The 24,157-nt window shown below is 46.2% G+C and carries 22 protein-coding genes; 18 read left to right on the top strand and 4 right to left on the bottom strand.

Going from position 1 to position 24,157, the window contains the following annotated elements; genetic code table 11:
• Nucleotides 1–11: 11 nt before the first annotated feature.
• The 18 genes from mtrA to BM607_RS02360 all read left to right on the top strand — a co-directional run bounded on the left by mtrA (nucleotide 12) and on the right by BM607_RS02360 (nucleotide 20,254).
• Nucleotides 12–1,013 carry a decaheme c-type cytochrome MtrA gene (gene mtrA / locus BM607_RS02455; protein ID WP_006081107.1) on the top strand — a complete coding sequence of 334 codons (1,002 nt, stop codon included), beginning with the start codon at nucleotides 12–14 and terminating at the stop codon, nucleotides 1,011–1,013.
• Nucleotides 1,014–1,025: 12 nt separating this feature from the next.
• Nucleotides 1,026–3,113 (top strand): MtrB/PioB family decaheme-associated outer membrane protein, encoded by a 2,088-nt coding sequence (locus tag BM607_RS02450; RefSeq protein WP_012088804.1) that lies wholly within the window; start codon nucleotides 1,026–1,028, stop codon nucleotides 3,111–3,113.
• Between the two features lie 228 nt (nucleotides 3,114–3,341).
• Nucleotides 3,342–3,947 carry a hypothetical protein gene (locus tag BM607_RS02445; RefSeq protein ID WP_071939006.1) on the top strand — a complete coding sequence of 202 codons (606 nt, stop codon included), beginning with the start codon at nucleotides 3,342–3,344 and terminating at the stop codon, nucleotides 3,945–3,947.
• Nucleotides 3,948–4,119: 172 nt separating this feature from the next.
• On the top strand, nucleotides 4,120–4,818 hold the full coding sequence (locus tag BM607_RS02440) for a uracil-DNA glycosylase family protein (RefSeq protein WP_071939007.1): 699 nt from the start codon (nucleotides 4,120–4,122) through the stop codon (nucleotides 4,816–4,818).
• Between the two features lie 8 nt (nucleotides 4,819–4,826).
• Entirely contained in the window at nucleotides 4,827–6,068 is a 1,242-nt protein-coding gene (locus tag BM607_RS02435) for a sugar diacid recognition domain-containing protein (RefSeq protein WP_071939008.1), read from the top strand.
• A gap of 151 nt (nucleotides 6,069–6,219) precedes the next feature.
• Nucleotides 6,220–7,227 carry a catalase family peroxidase gene (locus BM607_RS02430; protein WP_071939009.1) on the top strand — a complete coding sequence of 336 codons (1,008 nt, stop codon included), beginning with the start codon at nucleotides 6,220–6,222 and terminating at the stop codon, nucleotides 7,225–7,227.
• Between the two features lie 311 nt (nucleotides 7,228–7,538).
• Nucleotides 7,539–8,897, top strand: coding sequence for a GntP family permease (locus BM607_RS02425; protein ID WP_071939010.1), 1,359 nt, complete (start codon nucleotides 7,539–7,541; stop codon nucleotides 8,895–8,897).
• A 228-nt stretch (nucleotides 8,898–9,125) separates the two neighbouring features.
• Nucleotides 9,126–10,337, top strand: coding sequence for a glycerate kinase (locus BM607_RS02415; RefSeq protein ID WP_071939012.1), 1,212 nt, complete (start codon nucleotides 9,126–9,128; stop codon nucleotides 10,335–10,337).
• Nucleotides 10,338–10,625: 288 nt separating this feature from the next.
• Complete coding sequence (gene panP / locus BM607_RS02410) at nucleotides 10,626–12,275, top strand: pyridoxal-dependent aspartate 1-decarboxylase PanP (RefSeq protein ID WP_071939013.1); 1,650 nt, start codon at nucleotides 10,626–10,628, stop codon at nucleotides 12,273–12,275.
• 410 nt (nucleotides 12,276–12,685) lie between these two features.
• Complete coding sequence (locus tag BM607_RS02405; protein WP_071939014.1) at nucleotides 12,686–13,282, top strand: HAD-IB family hydrolase; 597 nt, start codon at nucleotides 12,686–12,688, stop codon at nucleotides 13,280–13,282.
• Between the two features lie 23 nt (nucleotides 13,283–13,305).
• Entirely contained in the window at nucleotides 13,306–13,587 is a 282-nt protein-coding gene (locus BM607_RS02400; protein ID WP_249269538.1) for a hypothetical protein, read from the top strand.
• A 237-nt stretch (nucleotides 13,588–13,824) separates the two neighbouring features.
• Nucleotides 13,825–14,277 (top strand): hypothetical protein, encoded by a 453-nt coding sequence (locus BM607_RS02395; protein WP_063883168.1) that lies wholly within the window; start codon nucleotides 13,825–13,827, stop codon nucleotides 14,275–14,277.
• Between the two features lie 354 nt (nucleotides 14,278–14,631).
• The gene (locus BM607_RS02385; RefSeq protein ID WP_071939015.1) at nucleotides 14,632–14,940 is read left to right on the top strand and encodes a hypothetical protein; all 309 of its coding nucleotides are present in this window, start codon (nucleotides 14,632–14,634) and stop codon (nucleotides 14,938–14,940) included.
• A 129-nt stretch (nucleotides 14,941–15,069) separates the two neighbouring features.
• Entirely contained in the window at nucleotides 15,070–15,726 is a 657-nt protein-coding gene (locus tag BM607_RS02380) for a Vat family streptogramin A O-acetyltransferase (RefSeq protein WP_071939016.1), read from the top strand.
• 268 nt (nucleotides 15,727–15,994) lie between these two features.
• Entirely contained in the window at nucleotides 15,995–16,831 is an 837-nt protein-coding gene (locus BM607_RS02375) for an AraC family transcriptional regulator (RefSeq protein ID WP_011846436.1), read from the top strand.
• A 199-nt stretch (nucleotides 16,832–17,030) separates the two neighbouring features.
• Nucleotides 17,031–17,888 (top strand): AzlC family ABC transporter permease, encoded by an 858-nt coding sequence (locus tag BM607_RS02370; RefSeq protein WP_071939017.1) that lies wholly within the window; start codon nucleotides 17,031–17,033, stop codon nucleotides 17,886–17,888.
• Nucleotides 17,885–18,187 carry an AzlD domain-containing protein gene (locus BM607_RS02365; protein ID WP_006081091.1) on the top strand — a complete coding sequence of 101 codons (303 nt, stop codon included), beginning with the start codon at nucleotides 17,885–17,887 and terminating at the stop codon, nucleotides 18,185–18,187. Before BM607_RS02370 ends, BM607_RS02365 begins: the two co-directional genes overlap by 4 nt.
• A gap of 774 nt (nucleotides 18,188–18,961) precedes the next feature.
• On the top strand, nucleotides 18,962–20,254 hold the full coding sequence (locus tag BM607_RS02360) for an aerolysin family beta-barrel pore-forming toxin (RefSeq protein WP_014615354.1): 1,293 nt from the start codon (nucleotides 18,962–18,964) through the stop codon (nucleotides 20,252–20,254).
• Nucleotides 20,255–20,370: 116 nt separating this feature from the next.
• On the opposite strand, the gene BM607_RS02355 is transcribed toward BM607_RS02360, so the two are convergent.
• The 4 genes from BM607_RS02355 to BM607_RS02340 form a co-directional block, all read right to left on the bottom strand.
• On the bottom strand, nucleotides 20,371–21,084 hold the full coding sequence (locus tag BM607_RS02355; RefSeq protein ID WP_006081090.1) for a YafY family protein: 714 nt from the start codon (nucleotides 21,082–21,084) through the stop codon (nucleotides 20,371–20,373).
• 109 nt (nucleotides 21,085–21,193) lie between these two features.
• Nucleotides 21,194–21,643 (bottom strand): GyrI-like domain-containing protein, encoded by a 450-nt coding sequence (locus BM607_RS02350; RefSeq protein ID WP_071939018.1) that lies wholly within the window; start codon nucleotides 21,641–21,643, stop codon nucleotides 21,194–21,196.
• Nucleotides 21,644–21,744: 101 nt separating this feature from the next.
• The gene (locus BM607_RS02345; protein ID WP_006081088.1) at nucleotides 21,745–22,128 is read right to left on the bottom strand and encodes a VOC family protein; all 384 of its coding nucleotides are present in this window, start codon (nucleotides 22,126–22,128) and stop codon (nucleotides 21,745–21,747) included.
• A 169-nt stretch (nucleotides 22,129–22,297) separates the two neighbouring features.
• Entirely contained in the window at nucleotides 22,298–24,019 is a 1,722-nt protein-coding gene (locus BM607_RS02340; protein WP_071939019.1) for a phospho-sugar mutase, read from the bottom strand.
• Nucleotides 24,020–24,157 lie beyond the last annotated feature (138 nt).

Here is a 24,157-nt window from a genome sequence, read left to right as displayed (position 1 = left end):
GGAAGCCTATTATGAAGAACAGCCTAAAAATGAAAAACCTACTGCCGGCACTTGTCATCACCATGGCAATGTCAGCAGTCATGTCTTTATGCATTGCACCAAACGCTTATGCGTCGAAGTGGGATGCGAAAATGACGCCAGAGCAAGTCGAAGCCACCTTAGATAAGAAGTTTGCCGAAGGCAACTACTCCCCTAAAGGCGCCGATTCTTGTTTAATGTGCCATAAAAAATCTGAAAAAGTGATGGACCTGTTCAAAGGTGTCCACGGCGCCATTGATTCATCAAAAAGCCCAATGGCTGGCCTGCAATGTGAAGCCTGTCATGGGCCTTTAGGTCAACACAATAAAGGCGGCAACGAGCCGATGATCACTTTCGGTAAGCAATCGACCTTAAGTGCTGAAAAACAAAACAGCGTCTGTATGAGCTGTCACCAAGATGATAAACGTGTGTCTTGGAACGGCAGTCACCATGACAATGCCGATGTTGCCTGTGCCTCTTGCCACCAAGTGCATGTGGCAAAAGATCCTGTGTTATCAAAAAACACCGAAATGGAAGTCTGTACTAGCTGCCACACTAAGCAAAAAGCAGACATGAACAAACGCTCAAGCCACCCATTAAAATGGGCTCAAATGACCTGTAGCGATTGCCATAATCCCCATGGGAGCATGACAGATTCCGATCTGAACAAGCCGAGCATTAACGAAACCTGTTACTCCTGCCACGCCGAAAAACGCGGCCCCAAACTGTGGGAACATGCACCCGTCACTGAGAACTGTGTCACTTGCCACAATCCTCACGGCAGCGTAAATGATGCCATGTTGAAAACCCGCGCACCGCAGCTGTGTCAGCAATGTCACGCCAGCGATGGCCATGCCAGCAATGCTTACTTAGGTAACACTGGTTTAGGTTCAAACGTCGGTGACAATGCCTTCACGGGTGGAAGAAGCTGTTTAAATTGCCACAGTCAGGTTCATGGTTCAAACCATCCATCTGGCAAGCTATTACAGCGCTAAGGAGACGAGAAAATGAAATTTAAACTCAATTTGATCACTCTTGCGTTACTGGCAAACACAGGTTTTGCGATAGCGGCCGATGGGTATGGCTTAGCCAATGCCAATACCGAAAAAGTCAAAATGTCCGCATGGAGCTGTAAAGGCTGCGTCGTTGAAACGGGCACATCGGGTACTGTGGGTGTCGGTGTAGGTTATAACAGTGAAGAGGACATTCGCTCGGCAAATGCCTTTGGGACGTCAAACGAAGTCGCAGGGAAATTGGATGCTGATGTCACCTTTCGCGGTGAAAAAGGCTATCGTGCCAGCGTTGAAGCCTATCAACTGGGCATGGATGGCGGCCGCTTAGAGGTGAATGCCGGCAAACAAGGCCAGTACAATGTCAATGTGAACTATCGCCAGATTGCCACTTACAACAGCAACAGTGCCTTAACGCCTTACTCGGGTGTGGGCAGCGATAATTTAACGCTGCCAGACAACTGGGTGACGGCGGGTTCAAGCAGCCAAATGCCATTACTGATGGACAGCCTGAACTCCTTAGAACTGTCGCTCAAACGTGAGCGCACTGGGCTAGGTTTTGATTATCAAGGTGAATCGCTGTGGAGCACACATGTGAGCTACATGCGTGAAGAAAAAACCGGCTTGAAAAAAGCATCAGGTGGATTCTTTAATCAATCTATGATGTTAGCCGAGCCTGTCGATTACACTACTGACTCCATTGAAGCGGGTATCAAGCTTAAAGGCGACAACTGGTTCACCGCACTTAACTACAATGGCTCGATTTTTAAGAACGAGTACAATCAGTTAAATTTTGACAGTGCATTTAATCCAACCTTTGGCGCGCAAACCTCTGGCAGTATCGCCCTTGATCCTGACAATCAGTCACACACTGTGTCGTTAATGGGCCAATACAACGACAGTACCAATGTGCTATCGGCTCGCTTGCTTACCGGACAAATGAGTCAAGACCAAGCGTTAGTGACTTCAGGTTATGGTTATCAAGTGCCAACTGAAGCCCTTGATGCCAAGGTCGACCTTATCGGTTTGAACTTAAAAGTGGTCAGCAAAGTCACCAACTCACTGCGCTTAAGTGGTAGCTACGACTATAACGACCGCGATAACAATACGCAGATTGAAGAGTGGACCCAAGTCAGCATCAACAATGTCAACGGTAAGGTGGCCTATAACACCCCTTACGATAACACTAGCCAACGCTTCAAAGTGGCAGCAGATTATCGTATTACCCGCGGCATGAAACTCGATGGCGGCTATGACTTCAGACGTGATGAACGTAATTATCAAGACCGTGAAACCACGGATGAGAACACGGTTTGGGCGCGTTTCAGAGTCAACAGCTTCGAGACTTGGGATATGTGGGTTAAGGGCAGTTACGGTCAACGTGACGGCTCTGAATATCAAGCCTCTGAATGGACATCGTCTGAAACCAACAGCCTGTTGCGTAAGTACAATCTGGCGAACCGTGACAGAACCCAAGTGGAAGCACGAGTCACTCACTCGCCTATCGAAAGCCTGACCATAGATTTCGGTGCCCGTTACGCATTAGATGACTACACAGATACTGTCATCGGTTTAACGGAGTCAAAAGACACCAGTTATGATGCCAACATCAGCTACATGATCACCGATGATTTACTGGCGAACGCCTTTTACAACTATCAAATCATTGAATCTGAACAAGCGGGAAGCAGCAACTACAGCACCCCAACCTGGACAGGCTTCATTGAAGATAAAGTCGATGTTGTTGGCGCTGGCATTAGCTACAACAACTTACTTGAGAACAAGTTACGCATGGGACTGGATTACACCTATTCAGACTCCAACAGTAACACCCAAGTTAGACAAGGTATCACAGGCGACTACGGCGATTATTTTGCTAAAGTACACAACATTAACTTATACGCTCAATATCAAGCCACCGAGAAAATGGCGCTGCGCTTCGATTATAAAATTGAGAACTATAAGGACAATGACGCTGCCAATGATATCGCCGTCAATGGGATCTGGAACGTCGTAGGTTTTGGTGATAATAGCCATGACTACACAGCGCAGATGATCATGTTAAGCATGAGCTACAAGATCTAATCCTCAATGATAGACAATCCAAAAGCCCGCATCTTGCGGGCTTTTGTTTAACCGCAGCAGTCACATGCAAAGTCAGATGCAAAATCATTACATCTGCCCAGATAAAAGTAAAAATCTTGAATAAGATCAGACTCTGGCGCGAAAGTCCGCCCATAAAAACCTTATTCCTTGAGTTTTAACTCACTTTAGCGGATCTTAATTCAATCTTTTGGTTAATCCTCTGAGCCCATGCGTATTTATTCTCCCCTCTGCGAATCTAAGTGGTTGTCATCGCTTCCTGCCCTACTGGGGCTGAGTCTATTGCCCTTACCCGCCTTGGCGTTCGACCCCTCGGGCGGCACCGCCAGCCTGTTTATCATTCTCGGCCTCGGCGGCTTTACCTTGATCAATTTATTTTTACAGGGTTTGTTCTTTTTTGCGGGTCAGTATCGCAGCGCCGCCTTTGCCAAACGCCATGTATTAAGCGCCTTAATCGTACCGCTGATTGCCGTCGCGTTAGCCATTTATGATCACAGAGGTTGGAGTGATTTTGCCCTGAACTTAGGCATTATTTGTGTAGGGATTGGACTGATTTTATTGCCACTACAATTGTGCCAAATCGATAAGCCCAGCAATCGTAATGCCGATTGGATCATCAGCCTAGGTGCATTATTCATCCTCGCCTTGAGCTATGTGATTGCCCCATTAGCCTTCTTTACCATTGTGCTGGCCCATATCTGTTTGGCTTCAAGCCCAAGTAGAGTGCCTAAACTATTAAGTTATATAAGCTTGCTGTTTGGCTACGGTCTTTTTGGCTACTGGCTATATCAAACGGCGATGATGTTCCAATCCTGATTGAAAATGAATGAGCGACCATGAATGAGCAACGATGAATGAGCGATGACATTTACCATTAACCACGGGCACTGACCACTGACTAAGAAAAATTTTGACTAAAACACCTTGCACTAACGCGCAGGCGTCATCGCCGCTAAGCGAAACGATATCTCCGCCCAGTTCTGCATCAATGACAGTGCTGCTGACTAAAATTAACGCCTGTATTTTATGTCAGGCTGATTTGCCCTTAGCGCCCAAGCCGATATTACAGGCCAGTAGCCAAGCGCGGATTTTGATTGCCGGCCAAGCACCAGGCGTGAAAACGCACCATAAAGGGATCCCATTTGACGATGCCAGCGGTGAACGGCTGCGCACTTGGTTGAATGTCACCCGTGAGCAATTTTACGACCCTGCCCTTTTTGCCATTATCCCTATGGGATTTTGTTTTCCGGGCAGTATCGAAAAAAACGGTAAAAAGCAGGGTGATAAACCACCACGCCCAGAATGCGCCGCCACTTGGCATCAAGCCTTACTTGCGTTAATGCCACAAATTGAGCTAATCGTGATCCTCGGCCAATATGCCATCGATTATCATCTACCGCGTGAATCGTCCGTGGCCATAAATCTCACTTCACCGCTCAGCAAGGTCCAAACAACCAGCACGAATGTATCGTCCAGCACCAAAGCAAAAACCATCCCCAAACTGAGACCCATCACAGTGACCCAAGCGTGCGCGCAGTGGCAGCAATATTGGCCTAAATATTTTGTCTTACCGCACCCGAGCCCACGCAATAATCTCTGGCTTAAGCAGCATCCTGAGTTTGAACGCGATATGCTACCCAGATTAAGAATGCGTATTGCATCCCTGTTAAACCTTCAACCACACTAGGCACTCATATGTATCTGCTTGATTCTGCCATCGCTAAACAAATTGTGAGTCGTACAATGAAAATCATTGGCCACAATATCAATGTGATGAACGGCCAAGGGGTGATTTTAGGCTCAGGCGATCCTAAACGTATCGGTTCAACCCACGAAGGCGCGCTGCTGGCCATTGCCCAAAATCGCAATGTGGAGATAAGCCAAGAAGTGGCCTCTGGGCTGCATGGCGTAAAACCTGGGATCAATTTACCCTTGCATTATCAAGGACAAATCATAGGTGTTGTCGGCATTACTGGCGATCCAAGTGAGCTTACCCATTACGGTGAATTACTCAAAATGACCGCCGAAATGATTGTTGAACAAGCTAACCTGCAGGATAAATTGCAGTGGGAGAATCGCCAGCGCGAAGAGTTTATTTTGCAGTTGATCAAAGCTGAAACCGACGATGATGAGCAGTTGCACCGCTGGGCAAAACAGTTAGAAATTGATATCAGCCTGCCACGGGTCGCGGCCATTATTGAGATCAGCGAGAAACACACCCAAAAACAACATTTAAAGACCGACGCCAACTCATCGGCCTTGTACTTAGCAGAGACATCCACTCAGTCCGCCGATGAACGCAGTCCCAGAGTCAGCGAAACCCTCAAGCAAGTGCTGCATCTATTGCAATATCCTGACCGTGGCAACTTGATTGCCATGACCTCAATGTCGCAATTGGTGATCCTAAAGCCCGCTTTTTTAGATGGTAAACAATGGGATCCTGAGCTTGAAAATCAACGCATCGATAAGCTGTTACAACGCTTACCCGCCCAAATGGATTTAAACTTTAAAATTGCCTTGGGCCACTTTTTCCCCGAAAAAGGCGGTATTGCGCGCTCCTATCAAACCGCGCAGGAAACCTTAGCCCTAGGTAAACAGCGCAATGCTGAGGGCAATAAATACCTGTTCGAAGATTATTCCCTGCAAGTACTACTAGCGGGACTTAAACATGACTGGCGCGGTCAGGCACTAGCGTCACCCTATCAGCAACTCGCCAAGGCCGATAAAAACGGCCAGTTACGCAAAACCTTAGCCGCCTATATCACCCACTTTGGTGATGCGCAGCAATGTGCGAATGCGCTGTTTATACACCGCAACACACTTAGATATCGCCTCGATAAAATTCAGCAAATCACCCAAGCCGATATTCAATCCCTGCATGGATTATTGAGTTTGTATCTTGGACAACTGCTTGATACTTCGGCAACCCCAAGATAACGGGTGTTATTTCCTATGCAATTGAGTCAATAAGGCATTAATTAACAGATCGATTGAAAGATTTATACCGTATCCCCTTTCCTATAGTTTCTAATAACAATCTCGCGTCGACATGTCGAACGCTCGACCCAGACCATTGAAAGGAATTGCAATGACCCCATTCAAACTGACTTTACTCGCCAAAGCCTGCCTCATCACAGGCTTAGCGCTAACTTCACCGACATTAGTCGCAGCCGAAAAAACCATTCCAGAGCTGGTTGATGCCGTGAATGGCACGCCCGATGCGGCAAGTCGCGAGGCGGGTAAAAAGGTTAAACTGCGTAATCACACGAAAGGATTTTGCACCTCAGGCACTTTTAAACCGGATCCGCAATTACAACAAACACTGGCGATTCCGTTTTTTAATCAAGATGCCATTAAAGTCACTGCCCGTTTTTCCCTTGGTGGCACGAATCCACAGATCTCCGATAAAACCGCAGGGCGCTTTATGTCACTCAAAATTGATGGCGATAAAGAAAACCTTAACTTTGTTACCACTAACGTCCCCGTTTTCTTCGCCAGTAATCTAGAAGACTTTTTTACCTTTCAGACCAAAGTGAAACAAGGCGCAGAAGGTAAACAGTGGCTTATCGACAATCAACCCAGCGCTAAAGCCTTTTTCGACTATGTCAAACAGCTGCCTCCCAGCCCTAGTTTTGCCAACAGCCGCTACTATGGCGTGAATAGTTTCCTGTTTAGCCCCCAAAAAGGTGGCGCTCAGCAAGGTGAAACGGTTGCGGGAAAGTGGATTTTTGAACCCGTCGCAGGTACGGCAGCACTGTCAGCCAGCGAACTTGCCAATTTGGGTGACGATTTTTTAGAGGCAGAATTACTCGAGCGCATTAAAACCCAGCCAGCACAATGGAATCTCTATATTCAACTGGCTGAAACGGGCGATGAGATTAATGACCCCACAGTAATTTGGCCTGAGACTCGCCAGCGTTTGCTGGTTGGCCAAGTGGTGATTAACGGTGAGCGAGATAGCGATCCCCAAGTGCAACAGTGCGATAAAGGCATTTTCAACCCGCTGTTATTACCTAAGGGCATTGCCGCGTCTGCCGATCCTATACTCAATGCCCGCACCGCTGCCTATGTCGAATCTTTTATTCGTCGCCAATAAAACGACGAATTAAGCCAAGTTCCTCCTATTTAAGGTTGGCAAATAGCCCTATTTGCCAACCCTTATCGACAAGAACCATCCTCCTACATTCGAATTCACCTAAGCATTTTTGTGCATGTGCACAAAAATGGCGAAACATAACGCGGTAATTCCGTGGATTCAACCAAAGCTATTCAAGCATGCCTGCACAATAATAGGATGACCTTAAAGCAGCCCTCATTTGGACTCAGGCCCAAATAAGCACTGCGCCCTACAATATAAGTCAAAAAACTTACTCAAAAACTTCAGCCAAGAACTGAACGGGACATAATATGAACTTAGTGCTAATTCTTATCGGCGTGATTGCATTTATTGTTATCGCGACCTCAAAATTTAAACTCCACCCCTTTTTAACCTTAATTCTGGCCGCCTTTATCGCGGCTTTCGCCTATGGCTTACCGAGCGGAGAAATCGCTAAAACCATCACCACAGGTTTTGGCGGCATCTTAGGTTATATCGGTCTTGTGATCGTCTTGGGGACAATCATAGGTATTATTCTAGAAAAAAGCGGCGCCGCCATTACCATGGCTGATGTAGTGATCAAGGTATTAGGTAAACGCTTCCCGACATTAACTATGTCGGTCATCGGCTACCTAGTGTCTATTCCAGTCTTTTGTGATTCGGGCTTTGTGATCTTGAACTCGCTAAAACAATCGATGGCGAACCGCATGAAGGTCTCTAGCGTCTCCATGAGCGTTGCCTTAGCCACGGGCCTGTATGCCACTCACACCTTTGTACCGCCAACACCGGGGCCTATCGCCGCCGCGGGTAACTTAGGCTTAGAGTCGAACTTGGGCTTAGTGATTGGCGTGGGTCTCTTTGTGGCCGCCGTAGCCGCATTAGCAGGCATGTTATGGGCGAACCGTTTTGCCGATGTTGAACCAGACGGTGAAGGCGCTGAGGAGCTTAAAGCGGAAGCGAGTGACTATGAAACCCTGAAAAAAAGCTATGGCACCCTGCCCAGCCCATTAAAAGCCTTCGCACCGATTTTTGTACCTATCGTATTAATTTGTTTAGGTTCTATCGCTAACTTCCCTTCAGCGCCTTTAGGTAAAGCAGGGTTATTTGACGCGCTAGTGTTCCTCGGTCAGCCCGTTAACGCTCTGATGATTGGCCTATTCTTATCCCTGTCGTTATTAAAAGGTGAGAATAAGATCAGTGAATTTAGCGAGCGCATCAGCCAAGGGTTAGTCACAGCCGCGCCGATTATTTTAATCACAGGTGCAGGCGGCGCTTTTGGTGCGGTCTTGAAAGCCACGCCTATCGGTGACTTTTTAGGCACATCACTGTCGGCACTCGGTATCGGTATCTTTATGCCCTTTATCGTCGCCGCGGCGCTTAAATCGGCGCAGGGTTCATCGACTGTGGCATTAGTCGCAACCTCGGCACTGGTTGCGCCTATGCTCGGTGATATTGGCCTTGGCAGCGATATGGGCCGCGTATTAACGGTTATGGCGATTGGTGCCGGTGCAATGACGGTTTCCCACGCCAATGACAGCTTCTTCTGGGTCGTCACTCAATTTAGCCGCATGAGTGTGAAACAAGCTTACAAAGCACAAACCATGGCAACCCTTATTCAAGGTATCACCGCCATGTTGACTGTGTATGTGCTCAGCTTAGTCTTGCTCTAATAGTGATTTAACCTTGATTCAAGCTTGTCCCTTGGGCGCTAACCGCGCCCAAGATATCTTTTTTATCGCCCAAATAATTGCACCAGTTCAATGTGCCAGTGATGGATATTAATACGTTTATATCCTTCAGTGTTTGCACAGGAAAACTGTTGTACCCAACGTAAGTGGCATTGGGTTTAGTGTTCAACATTGAGCCCTGTTTTATCCCATTTAGCTGTAGGATTTTTAATGAAAATAGTTATCGCCCCCGACTCATTTAAAGAAAGCTTAAGCGCACTCGAAGTAGCTAACGCCATCGAGCAAGGCTTAAGACAAGTGATACCCGACTGCGACATAGTCAAAATTCCCGTTGCCGATGGCGGCGAAGGCACAGTGCAATCTATGGTCGATGCCACGGGCGGCAGTATTGTCAGCCTAGAGGTCATGGGTCCACTGGGGCATAGGGTGCAAGCGCACTATGGCATTCTTGGTGGAGGCATTCTCGGCAATGGATCAAACTATGGCTCAAATTATGGCTCAAACAGTGGCTCAGTCGCTGATATAAGTGCTAGCGCGATTGCCGTGATTGAAATGGCCTCGGCGTCCGGTCTGCACCATGTGCCAAGGGAGCAACGTAATCCGCTGATCACCACCAGTTATGGCACGGGCGAGCTGATTTGTGATGCGCTTAATCGGGGGATAAAGCACATCATTTTAGGTCTAGGCGGCAGTGCCACCAACGATGGCGGCGCGGGTATGGCCCAAGCGCTGGACATTTTATTGCTCGATAGCCAAGGTAAAACCTTGCCTTCTGGCGGCGCGGCGCTAGCGAACCTTGCCCAAATCGATGTCTCGAACGCTCATCCACTTTTACGTGAGTGCAGCTTCGAAGTCGCCTGCGATGTTGACAATCCGCTATGCGGCGAGCGTGGTGCCTCGGCAATTTTTGGTCCGCAAAAAGGCGCAACACCCGAGATGGTTAAGCAGCTCGATACGGCGCTCGCCCATTATGCCGATGTGATTGCCCGCAATGGCATGACCGATCACCGTGAACATGCGGGTGCAGGTGCTGCGGGCGGTATGGGTCTTGGCGTGATGGCTTTTTTAAATGCTGAGCTTAAACCCGGTGTCGAGATTGTGATGCAAACCGTTGGCCTTGCTGACAAAATCCGTGGCGCTGACTTAGTGATAACTGGTGAAGGCCGTATCGACGGGCAAACCGTGTTTGGTAAAACCCCAATGGGCGTATTAAAGCAAGCCAAACTGCAGGGCATTCCTACTATCGGTATCGCGGGCTGCTTAGGTGACAACGCCAACGCCATATTAGATCACGGTATGGCGGCTATCTTCCCTATCATTCCGCACTTAAGTCCGCTCGATGATGTACTGGCCAATGCCAAGCTAAACCTTTGCAATACCGCCCGAAATATCGGCGCGGTACTCATGTTAGGCCAGCGCTAATTTTTAGGGCTAACATGAATTTTAGGGCTAATACTCAGGCTTGATGAGTGGCTCGTCGAGTTAAACATAAAGGCGCCATAACGGCGCCTTTGCTTATTTAGGCTGCAACGCTTTGGTTATACAAATTTTAGTGCTTGATGCCTAAAAGGCCTTGCAGTAAAGTGAGCTCCCTTTTTGGTATTCCGCTGATTGAACATTTTGAGAGTCGCTGATCGCGCATTACTGGTCCGTTATACTCTTCGAGCAAATTTGCGATTTCACTATAAAAATTAATAGACGGCAAGCCCCATGACCCAGAAACTCCCTCGCCAAGCCACAGCATCCGAAGAAAGTCTGCTCCGCATTTTTACTGCACCGGAAGATGCAGGATCAACGCTGAGTATTATCGAGCAGAAGCTCTCCGAGGACTTAGCAGGCTTTTTGGGTGACAGTATCGCCGCGCTCGAAAAACCTTTGTCGGAAATTGAAACTGATTTTCAAGCCTTTGAGATCCCAACTCAGCCGCGTTTTGTTTCCGATTACACCGACGAAATTATGCAAAATCTGGTGGCGCATTCGGTACACACAGCGGCACCAAGTTTTATCGGCCACATGACGTCGGCACTGCCCTACTTTGTGTTGCCGCTGTCGAAAATGATGGTGGGACTCAATCAAAATCTGGTCAAAATCGAAACCTCAAAGGCATTTACGCCACTTGAGCGCCAAGTGCTCGGCATGATGCACCATTTGATTTATGACCAAGATACGGATTTTTATCAAAGCTGGATGCACAGTGCCAATCATTCCCTCGGGGCATTTTGCTCCGGCGGCACAGTGGCCAACATCACCGCCCTGTGGATTGCACGTAACCAATTATTAAAAGCCGATGGCGAGTTTAAAGGCGTCAGCCGCGAAGGATTACTCAAGGCGCTGCGTCACTACGGCTATGACGATTTAGCGATTTTGGTCTCTGAGCGCGGTCACTATTCGCTGGGCAAAGCCGTCGATCTGCTTGGTATCGGCCGCGACAATATCATCAGCATTCCCACGGGCAGCGATAACAAGGTCGATGTCGCGAAAATGCGCCAAGCCGCCCTTGAACTTGCCCGTAAAAACATCAAAGTGTTGGCTATTGTTGGCGTGGCTGGCACCACAGAAACCGGTAATGTTGACCCACTGACAGAATTAGCGGCGCTGGCAAAAGAGTTAAATTGTCATTTCCATGTAGATGCTGCGTGGGGCGGAGCAAGTTTATTATCCAATAAATACCGTCACTTACTCGCAGGTATCGAACTTGCCGATTCAGTTACCATCGATGCCCACAAACAAATGTATGTGCCTATGGGCGCGGGTATGGTGTTATTTAAAGACCCAGAGTTTGCCCACGCCATTGCCCATCACGCCGAGTATATTCTGCGCCGTGGTTCAAAGGACTTAGGCAGCCAAACGCTGGAAGGTTCACGCCCCGGCATGGCGATGTTAGTGCACGCTTGCTTACAGATCATCGGCCGCGATGGGTATGAAATCTTAATCAATAACAGCCTTGAAAAAGCCCGTTATTTTGCCGAACAAATCAAAGCCCATAAGGATTTTGAGCTGGTCACTGAGCCAGAACTGTGTCTGCTGACTTACCGTTATGTCCCCGCCTGCGTCCAAGCCGCCATGCAGCTTGCCTGTGATCAAGCAGACACCTTAAGAATCGCCCGCTTTAACGAGCTGCTCGATGGCCTCACCCAGTTTATTCAAAAGCACCAACGCGAACAGGGTAAATCCTTCGTCTCCCGCACCCGCATTCAGCCTGCCCGCTACTTTAGGCAAGCGACTGTGGTATTTCGCGTAGTACTCGCTAACCCCCTCACCAGCCATGACATCCTCAATCAAGTGCTGGTCGAACAAAGTGAAATCGCCGCACTAGATAACGAGTTTTTACCTGCGTTATTGGCAATGGTTGCTGAATAGCGAGTTGTGAATGATGGAATAGCCCCAATACTATTTGTGGCTATCCCATCATTCGCCGAAATCTGAAGGATTGAACGATTCGGCGAGCTCAGTAATCACCTAAGAATGATGTAAAAGCCTCTGTATCCCCACTTAGACGTTAATAATAAAGTCATTTATTCCAGTGACTCGCTGCGAGTACATCCCTGTAAGCTCGACCGTGGCATCCATGCCACAAACGGTCACTTACATAAATATGCTTTATTCATTCAGTCATGTGTATCCTGTTGCTCGACTAACTTGTGTTGTACCTGATAACGTTTTTCTGACTCACGGCGCATGAGTTACACTAGGTAAGCATTTGAAATAAAAGACAAGAGATGATTAATGATAGCACCTACACTTAATATCAAAACAGGCTCGGAAAATACATGAATCTCGCATTATTTGATTTTGACGGCACAATAACCGATGCGGATATGTACACTAAATTTATACGATTTACGGCTTCTAAAAGACGAACTGTCGTCGCGGGCTGTTTATTATTACCGCTTTATTCACTGTATAGAATTGGCTGGTTTCCGGCACGAAAACTAAGACCGATTGTTAGCTATCTTGCCTTCCGTGGTCGTGATTACCAGCAATTAAATACTATGGCAGCTACCTATGCCCAAAAAGTGATCCCCAAACATGTCATGCCACATGCGCTAAACAAAATCCGCTGGCACCAAGAAAATGGCGATACCGTCGTAGTTGTTTCAGCGTCACTCGATGTCTATTTAAAACACTGGTCTAGTGCGCTCGGATTAAGGTTAATCAGTAGTGAGTTAGAGGTAAAAAATGGCATTTTATCGGGGTATTATGCAGCTGGTGATGTAAGTTGTGAGACAAAGGCAATAAAAGTTAGACATACTTTCGACTTAAACAGCTATGAACGTATTTACGCCTATGGTGACACAGCAGAAGATCTGGCAATGTTACAACTTGCACACGAAAAATATATGAACTGGAATGAAGTCACTTACTAGAAAAATAATACCAAGGGATCACTATGTACTTCATTGCTGCTTTTGGTTTACTGATGTTGTTATTAAGTCTAGTGATGGCTGTAAAGCCTGAGTCTTTCTCTAAGGGGATTATTTCATTTAGCGAGCAGCCCTACTTCCATATTGCTGAGGTGACCAGCCGAATTATTGCGGGTCTCATTTTTACCCATTACTCAACAGATACTCAGTTTCCACAGACCATTTTTGCGATAGGTATTGTGTTGTTCTGTGTCGGAATGGGCTTAGCATTAACGCATCCAAGGTTACATAGGAAGTTTGCGCTATAGTCTGCTCAATACTTCAACAATAAATTCCGTTTAATTGGTCTATTTTCGATCTCACTATCTTTGCTACATATCTATTCTGCTGTTGGCGCCTAAAAAATAGTATGCAATCCAACAACAAGGATTTTGTCACAATAATTTAGTTTTAGCTAAAGCATCGCCACTTGTAAAAAACAATGCTAAGGTAATGATTCGTATAACAAGTATAGCTTTCTAAGCAAAATCTGTCGGAGAAAAAGGATGTTTATCAGATATATTTTAATGCTCACTGCCGTGCTGCTATGCCTTTACCCTGTTTGGGGATTAGTGAGCCCAGCAAGCTACTTGCAGGAGATATTAGAGGTTTATCCCGATGCGGAACAAGCCAGTCATACTCAAGTACGAATTACGGCGGCTATTTTATGGATAAGCAATCTGACGCTATCATTTGGGTTACTATTTATTGCAAAATTCATTAAACAACCTCAAACGTACAAATTCGCAAAAATATCGTCTATCGCATTAATTAGCTATCCATTTATTCTGACGATAACAGAGGTAATTTCTCACAGTATTCTATACCGCCACCTAGAACATCCTACGCTGACAATCGAGTTTTCAGCGCAAAAAATGTTCTATTTCGTATTTGGCCTGATCATTCTGGGAATTTATCAATCCCAACAAGAGTACAAACGCGCCAAAAAGAATGGTTAATTTATCAACATATTTTAGGGAAAAACCATTGAAGTTCTTTATCTCTTTTATCTTTGCTTTTATTGGCTCCAAATTATTATTCAAATACTTCGATTTTCACTACGAAATTTTTAGCGACCCTTTTGATCCATTAAAATTTGTTATTGATACGGGTGTGTTCGTTGTTATTTTTATATCGACGCGGATACTGTATGAAAAAGTATTTGATAAAACGAATAAACAAGAACAGCCATGATTTCCCTAACTAATGCACATAGGGATAATGCGCATAGGAACTATGAATAATATTTGCTGTTAACACGCTCACAAGCGCTAAGCGACCAACCGGAATCATATAGGAATAAGATATTTTATATGCGAAAAATCATTCTCCCACTGATCATGTTAAGCCTTGGCACATTGCCTCTATTTGCTCAAGCACAGGACACCAGCGCGTTATGGGGTAAAAAATACGCTGAGGTGAAATCGAGTTTATTGTCTGCTGGCTGGGTATTAGCGCCCGTAGCGGAAGATGAAACGCCAATGACAGAAGATTACCCTGAAATAACCTGTGGTAGCGGCGCGATGGCAATTTGCTCTGTCGGCTTTATGCGAGACAAAACTACGCTTGCCTTAGTGGTTGAACCTATTGAAAATACACTTGTGGTGACGGGCGAGTACTAGTCCGACTCATCCGGCTATCAACACCACCACAGGCACCACAATCAACATCGCAATAGGCACCACAAATTCGCACATCAATCGCATAAATGAATGCACGAGTTAAGACGTACTTTAACGATGGAGACAGTTATGCCTGACACAACAACCCACGCCCAATTAGGCCCAAATCCCAACGACAAAGCGCCGATGAAAGGCTTCCCTCAGGTTGGATTTCTTAAAAACTTTATTACCCGCGAGAACATTATCGTCGGCGATTATACCTATTATGACGATCCTGCTGGGCCTGAAAGATTCGAGTCGAATGTGCTTTATCACTTTGACTTTATTGGCGATAAACTGATTATCGGTAAATTCTGCGCCATTGCTAAAGACGTGAAATTCATTATGAATGGCGCCAATCATCAAGTGTCTGGCTTCTCGACTTATCCCTTTTATATCTTCGGCAATGGCTGGGAAAAGGTAATGCCAGATCCCACCGATTTGCCCCATAAAGGCGACACCTGTATCGGTAACGATGTGTGGATTGGTTATAACGCCACTATCATGCCTGGAGTGAAGATTGGCCACGGCGCAATTGTTGCCAGTCAATCCGTGGTGACAAGAGATGTGCCGCCCTACGCCGTGGTTGGCGGTAATCCTTCCACTGTCATCAAGCTCAGGTTCGAGCAAGATGTGATAGATGAGCTCGTTGCCATCGCTTGGTGGGATTGGCCGATAGAGAAAATCACTCAGTATCTACACGCCATCGCGGGCGCTGATCTGACTCAATTACAGCAGGCGACCTAAGATAAGCGGGGCGCGAGCAAGATTGAGCCCCAAAAATATCAAGTAGCAAATATCTCAAGTGACTAATATCTCGAGCAGCTAATATATCAAGAGACAAATATATCAACTGGCTAATATCAAGTGACCAATATTAGCAATAATGATTAATAAACAGTCATTAAGCGCAAAACAAAATCCAATATGCGCAATTTTGTACAAAAGCGCTGAGGATTTCTGGGTTACTATCAGACACAACCCGCCCATTCATCCATTCAAGAAAGGAGGCTTGATGAACACAGAACATGCGGCCTACCAGATTGCCGATGAATTAGGTGGCCTTGAGTTACTCAATGCCCACTACCATAAACAAAATTTTAGTCGGCATACCCACGAAGGTTACACAGTAGGCGTGATTGAAACGGGTGCGCAGCGTTTTTATCGCACCGGTGGCAACCATGTGGCGCCAAAACACAGCATTATTCTCGTCAATGCCGATGAAGTGCATAATGGCTGTAGCGCCACTGAAGGCGGCTGGTCGTATCGTGCCATGTATCCAGTCCCTGCGCAGTTTGCCGGTATTAACAGTGAGCGAGCAGCAAACAGCGGTGCGCCCTATTTCCCTGAGCCCGTAGTGTACGATCCTGAATTAGCCGAACTGCTGCGCCTCACCTTTACTACCTTAGATACATCGGATAATCGCTTACTGCGCGAAAGCTTAGTCTATTCAAGCTTGACGCAGTTGATGGCGCGCCATGGCAAGCATCGTCCAAGCGACAACCTCGCGGCAATGGCCAAGCCTGCGTTAGCGCTGGTGAAATCCTTTATCGACGATCATCCCGCAGCTGATATTTCCCTTGAAGAGCTGGCAACGCTTGCGGGATTAAGCCCCTATTATTTACTCAAGCAATTTCAGCGTTATTACGGCTTACCGCCCCACGCTTACCAAATTCAGGCCAGAGTCAGACTGGCCAAGGGGAAAATCAAGCAAGGCACACGGCTGCTTGATGTCGCTCTCGATTGTGGTTTTCACGATCAAAGCCATTTGAATCGGCATTTTAAAAAGACAGTCGGCGTAACACCGGGGCAATTTGCCAAAGAAATAGGCCGCAATATTATCCAAGCCTAAACAACCACTTTAGGTTAATCTGACATGCTCATGCTTACTATCCCTAATAACAGGCCGCTAATAACAGGTCTGCCATAACTAAACACTAGTCTCTAAGAAATAGTCGTAACTGAGCGGTAATAACAGAGCAAGCAGACCTTATCCAAGCATTCATTGTTTAACAGCGATCCTCGCGTCGCCGCTATTTTTAGGAGCCAAAGTGACAACCGACAAGCTTATAGAATCTGATGTTTCTCCCGCGCATCCCACAAAAGCCAAGGCTTTTTTAAAAGGCACCTTGGCCATGATGCCGCTGACAATAGCAGTGGTTCCTTGGGGAATTTTAGCGGGCTCCTTCGCCATTGAGGTTGGGCTCACGCCCATTGAAAGCCAAGCCATGTCAGCCATTATCTTCGCGGGCGCGGCTCAATTAGTGGCGCTCGGCATGGTCAAAGCCGGTATTGGTCTGTGGAGTATCTTAATTACGACGCTACTCATCACCTCGCGCCATCTGTTATATGCGATGGCGATGCGCAGTCAAATCAGTCCCTTGCCATTAAAGTGGCGCCTGACATTGGGCTTTTTGCTCACAGATGAACTGTTTGCCATCGCCAATCAAGGCAAGTTGCATAAGTTCGATCGCTGGTACGCCCTTGGCGGCGGCTTGAGTTTTTATATCGGCTGGAACATAGCGACCTTGCTTGGCATAGTCGCAGGCAATGCTATCGAGAACTTAGGCGAACTTGGGCTCGATTTCGCCATCGCAGCCACCTTTATCGCACTGGTCGTGCCCACGGTAAAAAAGCCGTCGATTCTCGTCTGTGTATTAGTCTCGCTCACTCTCGCTGTGGTATGCGCCTTGTTTGAAATTCAAGCGGGATTACTGATCGCAGCCATAGCCGGAATGACAACTGGCGTACTTTACGCCAAAGTGACCAAGGAAGCGGAACGCGCAGAACAATCCGCAACTGAGCTTGCAAACACACAGGCCCAGACAGAGGCTGACATAGGCACTGGGACTGAAAGTCAGACCGAAACTGAGATTGAAACAAAATCTGCATCAGGAGAAAAAGCATGATTTGGTTAATGATTTTCTCAATGGCAGCGGTTGTGTTTATTAGTCGTCATTTACTGCTCGAACCTAAATTACCGCTGCGATTAAGTAAGGTCACCCAAACTTTTTTAAGTTACTCAGCCCCTGCAGTACTGACCGCTATCTTCGCGCCCATAGTGTTTGTGCAAGAAGGCCAGCTCGATCTCAGTTTAGACAACAGCTATCTCATCTGCGCCGTGGTCGCGACGATACTCGCGCTCGTCACCCGTAACACCTTGCTGACCACAGTGTTGAGTATGGGACTGTTTTTCTTTATCCATTAAGCAAACAACATTAAGTAAACAAAGAGTCAGTGCCCAGCAGCGGCACTGGCTCTTGCATCAATCACTTAACCGCCTCTACGACTCTTTTACACAATCTCATCCCATCTGAGACGTCGTCTCTTAGAAAATCATTTTCACATTATCTTTATCTTCCACAATCTTCATGTCTCTATGCCCTTATGGCTCTACAAAAACAGTAGCGACTTTAACGGCCTTTCATACATCGACGATAATGGAGAGAGATGAGATTTGTCTGCAATAACAAAGACTCAAACCACAAAGAGAAAATACTTAACCTAGCCATATTCACACTATTCATTGCCTAAAGACTTCCGCTCAAACATGTTATTTACTGTATCTATTACAGTATTTATCTCGGTATAGCTTTCGATATAACTCTCGGTATAACTATTGATATAAATCTCGGTAAAAAGAGTCCATTTAAAAAATTTTTCATAAAAAAGTCAGCATAAATATTAAATACGCCATGCCATTAATATTAATCCACGCACAAAAATCCACCCATTAAAAATTAAAGTAAATACACTATATTATAAAGTTTAAAATACCGTTTAAAAATAAAATAATTAACACTTTTAACCTAACTTAAACACCATTTAAATTAATCTAATTTTACTTTGTTTAATAAAAATAAAAGTGCTAGTTTTTAGATGTGCCTAGCAGTAATGATTATTTATATGATTTAGGACTACATATAATTGCCATCGGCGCTCTCAATGAAAGGACGTATTTTATTAAAATAAAGGAACAATCATGAGAAAAAAATCTAGCCTGAGTATATTAACTTTATCCTGTTTAACCGCACTTGGAACTGTTTCTTTGTTGGCCGAAGCGGCTATTCCGAATACTATTCCAAAACTGTCAATGGTAGAACACGCTGCCCCTGATCTTGATTCGCTTAAAAATGATGCGATTAACGATCCCTCGTTTATCAGCTCGTTATTCTCCTTGGGACACCATCTTGGATATGCATGGGCTGGCGGTACGGCATCCCAGTATGTTGGTGAAGACATCGAAGTCAGAAGAGAATCGAGCAACGAATACAGTCTTAAAGCCCGCTATAACGGCAATGATCCTTATGCAAGCGGCTACAGAGCGAATGAACGTTTGAAGGTGAATTTACAAAATATCCATTTTGTGACTAATCCTCAAAGCCTAAAGTTAGGTTCACCTCAAGTTTATGATCGTGAAGCTATTTATACCGCTCCAGTAGTGATTTACAACTGGGGCGATACCGAAGATACCGGTGTAGCCACCCTAAACTATGATTACACCACTAGCTGGGCCAAAACCGATAATTTCTCCTTCTCCGAGAAAATTGGCGTAACCAATAAATATGAAGTGGGTATTCCAGGAATAGGTGGAGCGAGTTCTGAAATCAGTGCCGAATTTTCAGCCAGCCAAGGTTGGAGTGAAACCGACGGTAAAAGTACAACGATTTCAAGTCAGGCACAGTACCGAGCAATTATGCCGCCTCGCAGCAAACGTTATATCTCAATCACTCTGTTTAAACAAAAGGCGGATGTCCCATACACCTCAAGTTTATATATGATGTACGATATAAAATATGAGAACTTCTTAAAATGGGGAGGTAATGCGCATATTAATCATCCGACAAATAGACCTAACTTCCCTTACACCTTTGGCGGAGCGAATGCGAATAATCTCAATGGTCCAGAAGCCTTAGTCGATCAATATCTTCATCAAGATATAAACGGTTATGGTGTATGGGATTGGCCTGCTGCGATTAGTTCTGCACAGTCAAAAAGTGGCTTTGAGTGGCAATTGGCGAATATAGTTAGACAACATGGCGCACCTATCAGCGGTAAATTTACCGCAATCGATTCGAGTCAATTTAATATCGATGCCAGTGAATCCTATCCGCTAACGGATGAAGATATTGCTAATCGTCCTAAAAGCGCTCAAAAATTAGGACTGAGTCGTAATATTCAAGTTGCCGTCGGCGAGATCCAAAATAATGATGAAGATGGTTTAATCAAAAAACTGAATATTTCGCAATCAAGTGAAGTCATGTTAAACAATTAAAAACGGTGTTCTTCGGCTCTCAATAATAGCTATGACACGAGTATCAGAGAGATCTAGATACAACTAGCGAATTGCTAGAATGTTACTAGCAAATTAGAAATGTATTAAAAAGCCACTCATTCGAGTGGCTTTTCTTTTGCTTCGGCTCGCGCCTTCGCATGTTCATCCATCAGGCAAATATAATCTTCCAGCTCTTGACCAGGTGCTTGTTCAAAATGACGGTTCAACCGCACAAGGCCTGTGATGCGATCGACCCTGAAATTACGAAAGGCCGAACGCAGCTCACACCATGTCAGTAAGGTCCAAGTGCCACGCCAAAAATAGATGGCGAGCGGGCGCACTTCACGCTCGGTGACATCAAGTTTGACGTCTTGATAGAAGAGTTTGACGTATTCGCGGCGCTGAGCTGAGTTACGCAGCGGATCGAGGAATTGAAACTCATTGGAGTCGAGGTAAAAATCCGGTGAAAACATCAAGGATTGATAGGCTTGTAGTCGTTTTGGTAGTACGGCTTCGACTTTAATCATCGCCTGCCTCGCGGCGCTACCAAGCTCCTTACCACCCCAAGTTTGCACCATACGCATGCCAACTTGAATCGCTTCGAGTTCGGCTTCGTTAAACATCAAGGGCGGAACATTGACCTCGTGGCGCAACAAATAGCCGACACCCGCCTCCCCTTCAATGGGAATGCCACTTAAACACAAATCCTGCACGTCACGGTAAATCGTGCGCGTGGACACCTCTAACCGTTCAGCCAACTCTTGGGCTGTGGTCAGGCGTTTATGTTTAAGAATTTGCACTATTTGAAATAGGCGGTCGGCGCGGCGCATTGACTCTGATTCAATCCTTTAGTTGCCTATCAGTTGATTAAGCATTGTGAGTTTACATAAATCACTGACATATCCTGATACTCACTTGAGTGATATTTTACGATTTAAATCATAAAATCCCGATATAAATCTCAACCTCAGTGGCGCTGAGATAGACTTCAAAATCAGTTTGATAACGTCGCTGATGCGGACAATCGTTAGCACTAAAATAGCCCCACACTTGTCCCCAAAGATCGATAACACACTGGGGCATGTCACCTTGACCGGTGAATTTAAGGTATTTACCGGCTTCAAGCTCAAGCGACGTGAAGTGGTTTGCCTCAACAGGGGCATCAATTGCCTTGCCCACCAGCACAGCAAACTCGCCATTCATGTCTGACTCATAGTCGTAATACACGCCATACATGGGCGAATTGAGCATAGCGGTGAGTTGTGATGATTCAAAAAAGGCTTGCCATAAACCGCCAATTTTAGCGCCATCGGCGGACATTTCGGCCCGATTGTTCGTGCGGGTACTCAGTCCAAGTAGCGGTCGAGCATCAATATAAACCACGTCCATCTTTGTTTCTTCCATAAAAATCTAAACCCATACTTTAGTTAATTGCGTGATTTTAGCGTCGTGCCTTAAGGCCACGACGCTAATACATTAATCACTCGAGACTACTTATCCTTAGACCACAGACCCACTTTGTTACCTTCGCTATCGGCAAATAAGGCGATATAACCACACTCACCGTCTTTAATCGGCGTGACTGGCAGGATAATCGTCACCTCTGCTGCGATAAGTTTATCCACTAAAGGTTGCAATTGTGCGCTGAAATGCAGATACACAGTGCTGCCTTGCATCGATGGCTGACTCATGCTGCATTTGACTAACCCTATGCTCGCCGCACTCGCATCTTCGGTGACTATCGTCGCATATTCCATGTCTTCCATATCGTCACGTTTAAACTCAACCCCAAAATGCTGCTGATAAAAAGCAACGGCACGGTTCATGTCACTGACAGGAATTTCACCCCAAACTAACGGTGCAATAGATAACATTTTCACTTTCTCCTTGTTGAAAAATATCAATGATTCAAAACCTTATTTATAAAATTCAGGACTGAATCATTAACGGGCGACAACAAGAATAAAACAAGGCTACTGACAGCATGATGTCAGTAGCCTTTTAATAAAAGTGAATGTTGAGGGTTTTGGCCTAGTTAAAACGTTACTTTGGCAAACTGGCTTGGTGCGCCTGAATAAAATCATCCATGGCTTTGCTCGCTCTCGCTTGGGCGCTGGCTAAGGTATCCGTATCGACCATAGTTTCGACCACTTCGTAGTAGCACTTAATTTTGGGTTCAGTGCCAGATGGCCTAACTATTACCCGAGCGCCACCCGCTAAGCAGTAGGTTAATACATCGCTTGTTGGCAAGTCGATTTTCTCAACGCTACCATCGGCAAAACGACGCTCAAGAGCTTTTAAATCATCGGTTGAGAGCACGTCTTGCTCACCAATCTTCACGGGGGGATGTTCGCGCAAATAGGCGCCAATATTAGGCGTGTCAGATTTTAGTGCAATACTCACCTGCGCATTGAGATGGAAGCCATGCTCCCGGTAAATTTGCTCGAGTCTGTCCCAAATCGTTTGCCCCTTCGCCACTAGCTCGGCAGTTAATTGGGCAAATGCCACCAGCGCCGACAAGCCATCTTTATCCCACACCATGCTGCCAACCGTATAACCAAGGGCTTCTTCATAGGCAAACAGGAATTGATCCTCAGGGGACGTTTTCGCGATACCCACATTCATCAACCACTTAAAGCCGGTGAGCGTGGTAAAGCTTTGCGTGCCAAAACCTTGAGCAATTTTAGATAACAGACTCGATGACACAATCGTTGTGCCCGTAAGTCGCTGATTATCTTTAGCGTGAGATAACAAGTAATGCCCAAAGAGCACACCGACTTGATCGCCCGTTAGCATCTGGTATTCGCCATCATCGCGGCGCACTGCGACCGCAAAACGGTCGGCATCGGGATCGTTGGCACAGGCGAGCATAGCGCCGTGTTTTTTCGCCTCGGCGATCACTAAATCCATCGCGCCCTTTTCTTCCGGATTGGGGAAGTTCACCGTTGGGAAATCCCCATCGGGTTCGCGCTGGGAGGCTACCGAATACACTTGGGTGAAACCCGCATCTTTCAATACGGTTTCAGCCATTTCAGCGCCCACGCCGTGCATGGCGGTATAGGCTAAACTGACCTTTTCTGGAGCCGTATGGTTTTGCAGCACCTCAGCGTGCTGCACGCCATGGCGATAGCTTTGGTAAAAATCGTCCTGCAGAATAATTAACTTACCTTGTTTTACCGCCTCATCATGTTCTAAAAACGGAATCACTTGATTCGCGGCGCGCTCAATTTGCGCGGCAATGCCAGAATCGTGGGGCGGAATAATCTGCGCGCCATTCTCCCAATACACTTTATAGCCATTGTATTGCGGCGGGTTATGACTCGCGGTCACTACAATGCCTGCTGCCGCATTAAAATGCTTTACCCCAAAGGCCACCAGCGGTGTCGGCGCCACTTTAGACGTTAAGCGCACCTTAATGCCCATAGCGGTCAGTACGCTCGCCGCATCATGGGCAAAATTGAATGAGTCGTGGCGACCATCGTAACCAATCACCACACCACGCTCGGCGGCATCTTTAATCTGATCAAGTAGATAAGCACCAAGGCCAGTCGAGGTTTGACGGATCACTAGACGGTTCATCCCCATAGGCCCAGCGCCGACCACACCGCGTAATCCTGCGGTACCAAACTCTAAGCGACCGGCAAAGCGCGCCGCGAGTTCGGCTTCATTGCCGTTATCAATTAGGGTTTGTAATTGGGTTTGAGTGCGAGGGTCAGGATCATTTTCAAGCCAATGGTTTACCTGTAACTGCAGATGGGTATTCATAACACGCCTCATTGAAAATCATTTGCAATCACATTAGGAAAAACAGCGGCGAAGAACAAGCTAATTTGCATTAATTTCTAAATCAGCTGAGGCTTAATTTCGGCATAAACTAAGGCTGAGCATAAAAAACGCACTATC

This window comes from Shewanella sp. SACH (assembly GCF_001887095.2).
Classification (GTDB): domain Bacteria; phylum Pseudomonadota; class Gammaproteobacteria; order Enterobacterales; family Shewanellaceae; genus Shewanella; species Shewanella baltica.
The sequence above is the reverse complement of the archived record's forward strand: the minus strand, read 5'-3'. Positions and strand labels throughout refer to the sequence as shown.

Excerpts from the sequence above, each read along its gene's own strand:
- mtrA (WP_006081107.1), top strand. The coding sequence starts at position 12 with ATGAAGAACAGCCTAAAAATGAAAAACCTACTGCCGGCACTTGTCATC.
- BM607_RS02450 (WP_012088804.1), top strand. The coding sequence starts at position 1,026 with ATGAAATTTAAACTCAATTTGATCACTCTTGCGTTACTGGCAAACACA.
- BM607_RS02445 (WP_071939006.1), top strand. The coding sequence starts at position 3,342 with ATGCGTATTTATTCTCCCCTCTGCGAATCTAAGTGGTTGTCATCGCTT.
- BM607_RS02440 (WP_071939007.1), top strand. The coding sequence starts at position 4,120 with ATGACAGTGCTGCTGACTAAAATTAACGCCTGTATTTTATGTCAGGCT.
- BM607_RS02435 (WP_071939008.1), top strand. The coding sequence starts at position 4,827 with ATGTATCTGCTTGATTCTGCCATCGCTAAACAAATTGTGAGTCGTACA.
- BM607_RS02430 (WP_071939009.1), top strand. The coding sequence starts at position 6,220 with ATGACCCCATTCAAACTGACTTTACTCGCCAAAGCCTGCCTCATCACA.
- BM607_RS02425 (WP_071939010.1), top strand. The coding sequence starts at position 7,539 with ATGAACTTAGTGCTAATTCTTATCGGCGTGATTGCATTTATTGTTATC.
- BM607_RS02415 (WP_071939012.1), top strand. The coding sequence starts at position 9,126 with ATGAAAATAGTTATCGCCCCCGACTCATTTAAAGAAAGCTTAAGCGCA.
- panP (WP_071939013.1), top strand. The coding sequence starts at position 10,626 with ATGACCCAGAAACTCCCTCGCCAAGCCACAGCATCCGAAGAAAGTCTG.
- BM607_RS02405 (WP_071939014.1), top strand. The coding sequence starts at position 12,686 with ATGAATCTCGCATTATTTGATTTTGACGGCACAATAACCGATGCGGAT.
- BM607_RS02400 (WP_249269538.1), top strand. The coding sequence starts at position 13,306 with ATGTACTTCATTGCTGCTTTTGGTTTACTGATGTTGTTATTAAGTCTA.
- BM607_RS02395 (WP_063883168.1), top strand. The coding sequence starts at position 13,825 with ATGTTTATCAGATATATTTTAATGCTCACTGCCGTGCTGCTATGCCTT.
- BM607_RS02385 (WP_071939015.1), top strand. The coding sequence starts at position 14,632 with ATGCGAAAAATCATTCTCCCACTGATCATGTTAAGCCTTGGCACATTG.
- BM607_RS02380 (WP_071939016.1), top strand. The coding sequence starts at position 15,070 with ATGCCTGACACAACAACCCACGCCCAATTAGGCCCAAATCCCAACGAC.
- BM607_RS02375 (WP_011846436.1), top strand. The coding sequence starts at position 15,995 with ATGAACACAGAACATGCGGCCTACCAGATTGCCGATGAATTAGGTGGC.
- BM607_RS02365 (WP_006081091.1), top strand. The coding sequence starts at position 17,885 with ATGATTTGGTTAATGATTTTCTCAATGGCAGCGGTTGTGTTTATTAGT.
- BM607_RS02360 (WP_014615354.1), top strand. The coding sequence starts at position 18,962 with ATGAGAAAAAAATCTAGCCTGAGTATATTAACTTTATCCTGTTTAACC.
- BM607_RS02355 (WP_006081090.1), bottom strand. The coding sequence starts at position 21,084 with ATGCGCCGCGCCGACCGCCTATTTCAAATAGTGCAAATTCTTAAACAT.
- BM607_RS02350 (WP_071939018.1), bottom strand. The coding sequence starts at position 21,643 with ATGGACGTGGTTTATATTGATGCTCGACCGCTACTTGGACTGAGTACC.
- BM607_RS02345 (WP_006081088.1), bottom strand. The coding sequence starts at position 22,128 with ATGTTATCTATTGCACCGTTAGTTTGGGGTGAAATTCCTGTCAGTGAC.
- BM607_RS02340 (WP_071939019.1), bottom strand. The coding sequence starts at position 24,019 with ATGAATACCCATCTGCAGTTACAGGTAAACCATTGGCTTGAAAATGAT.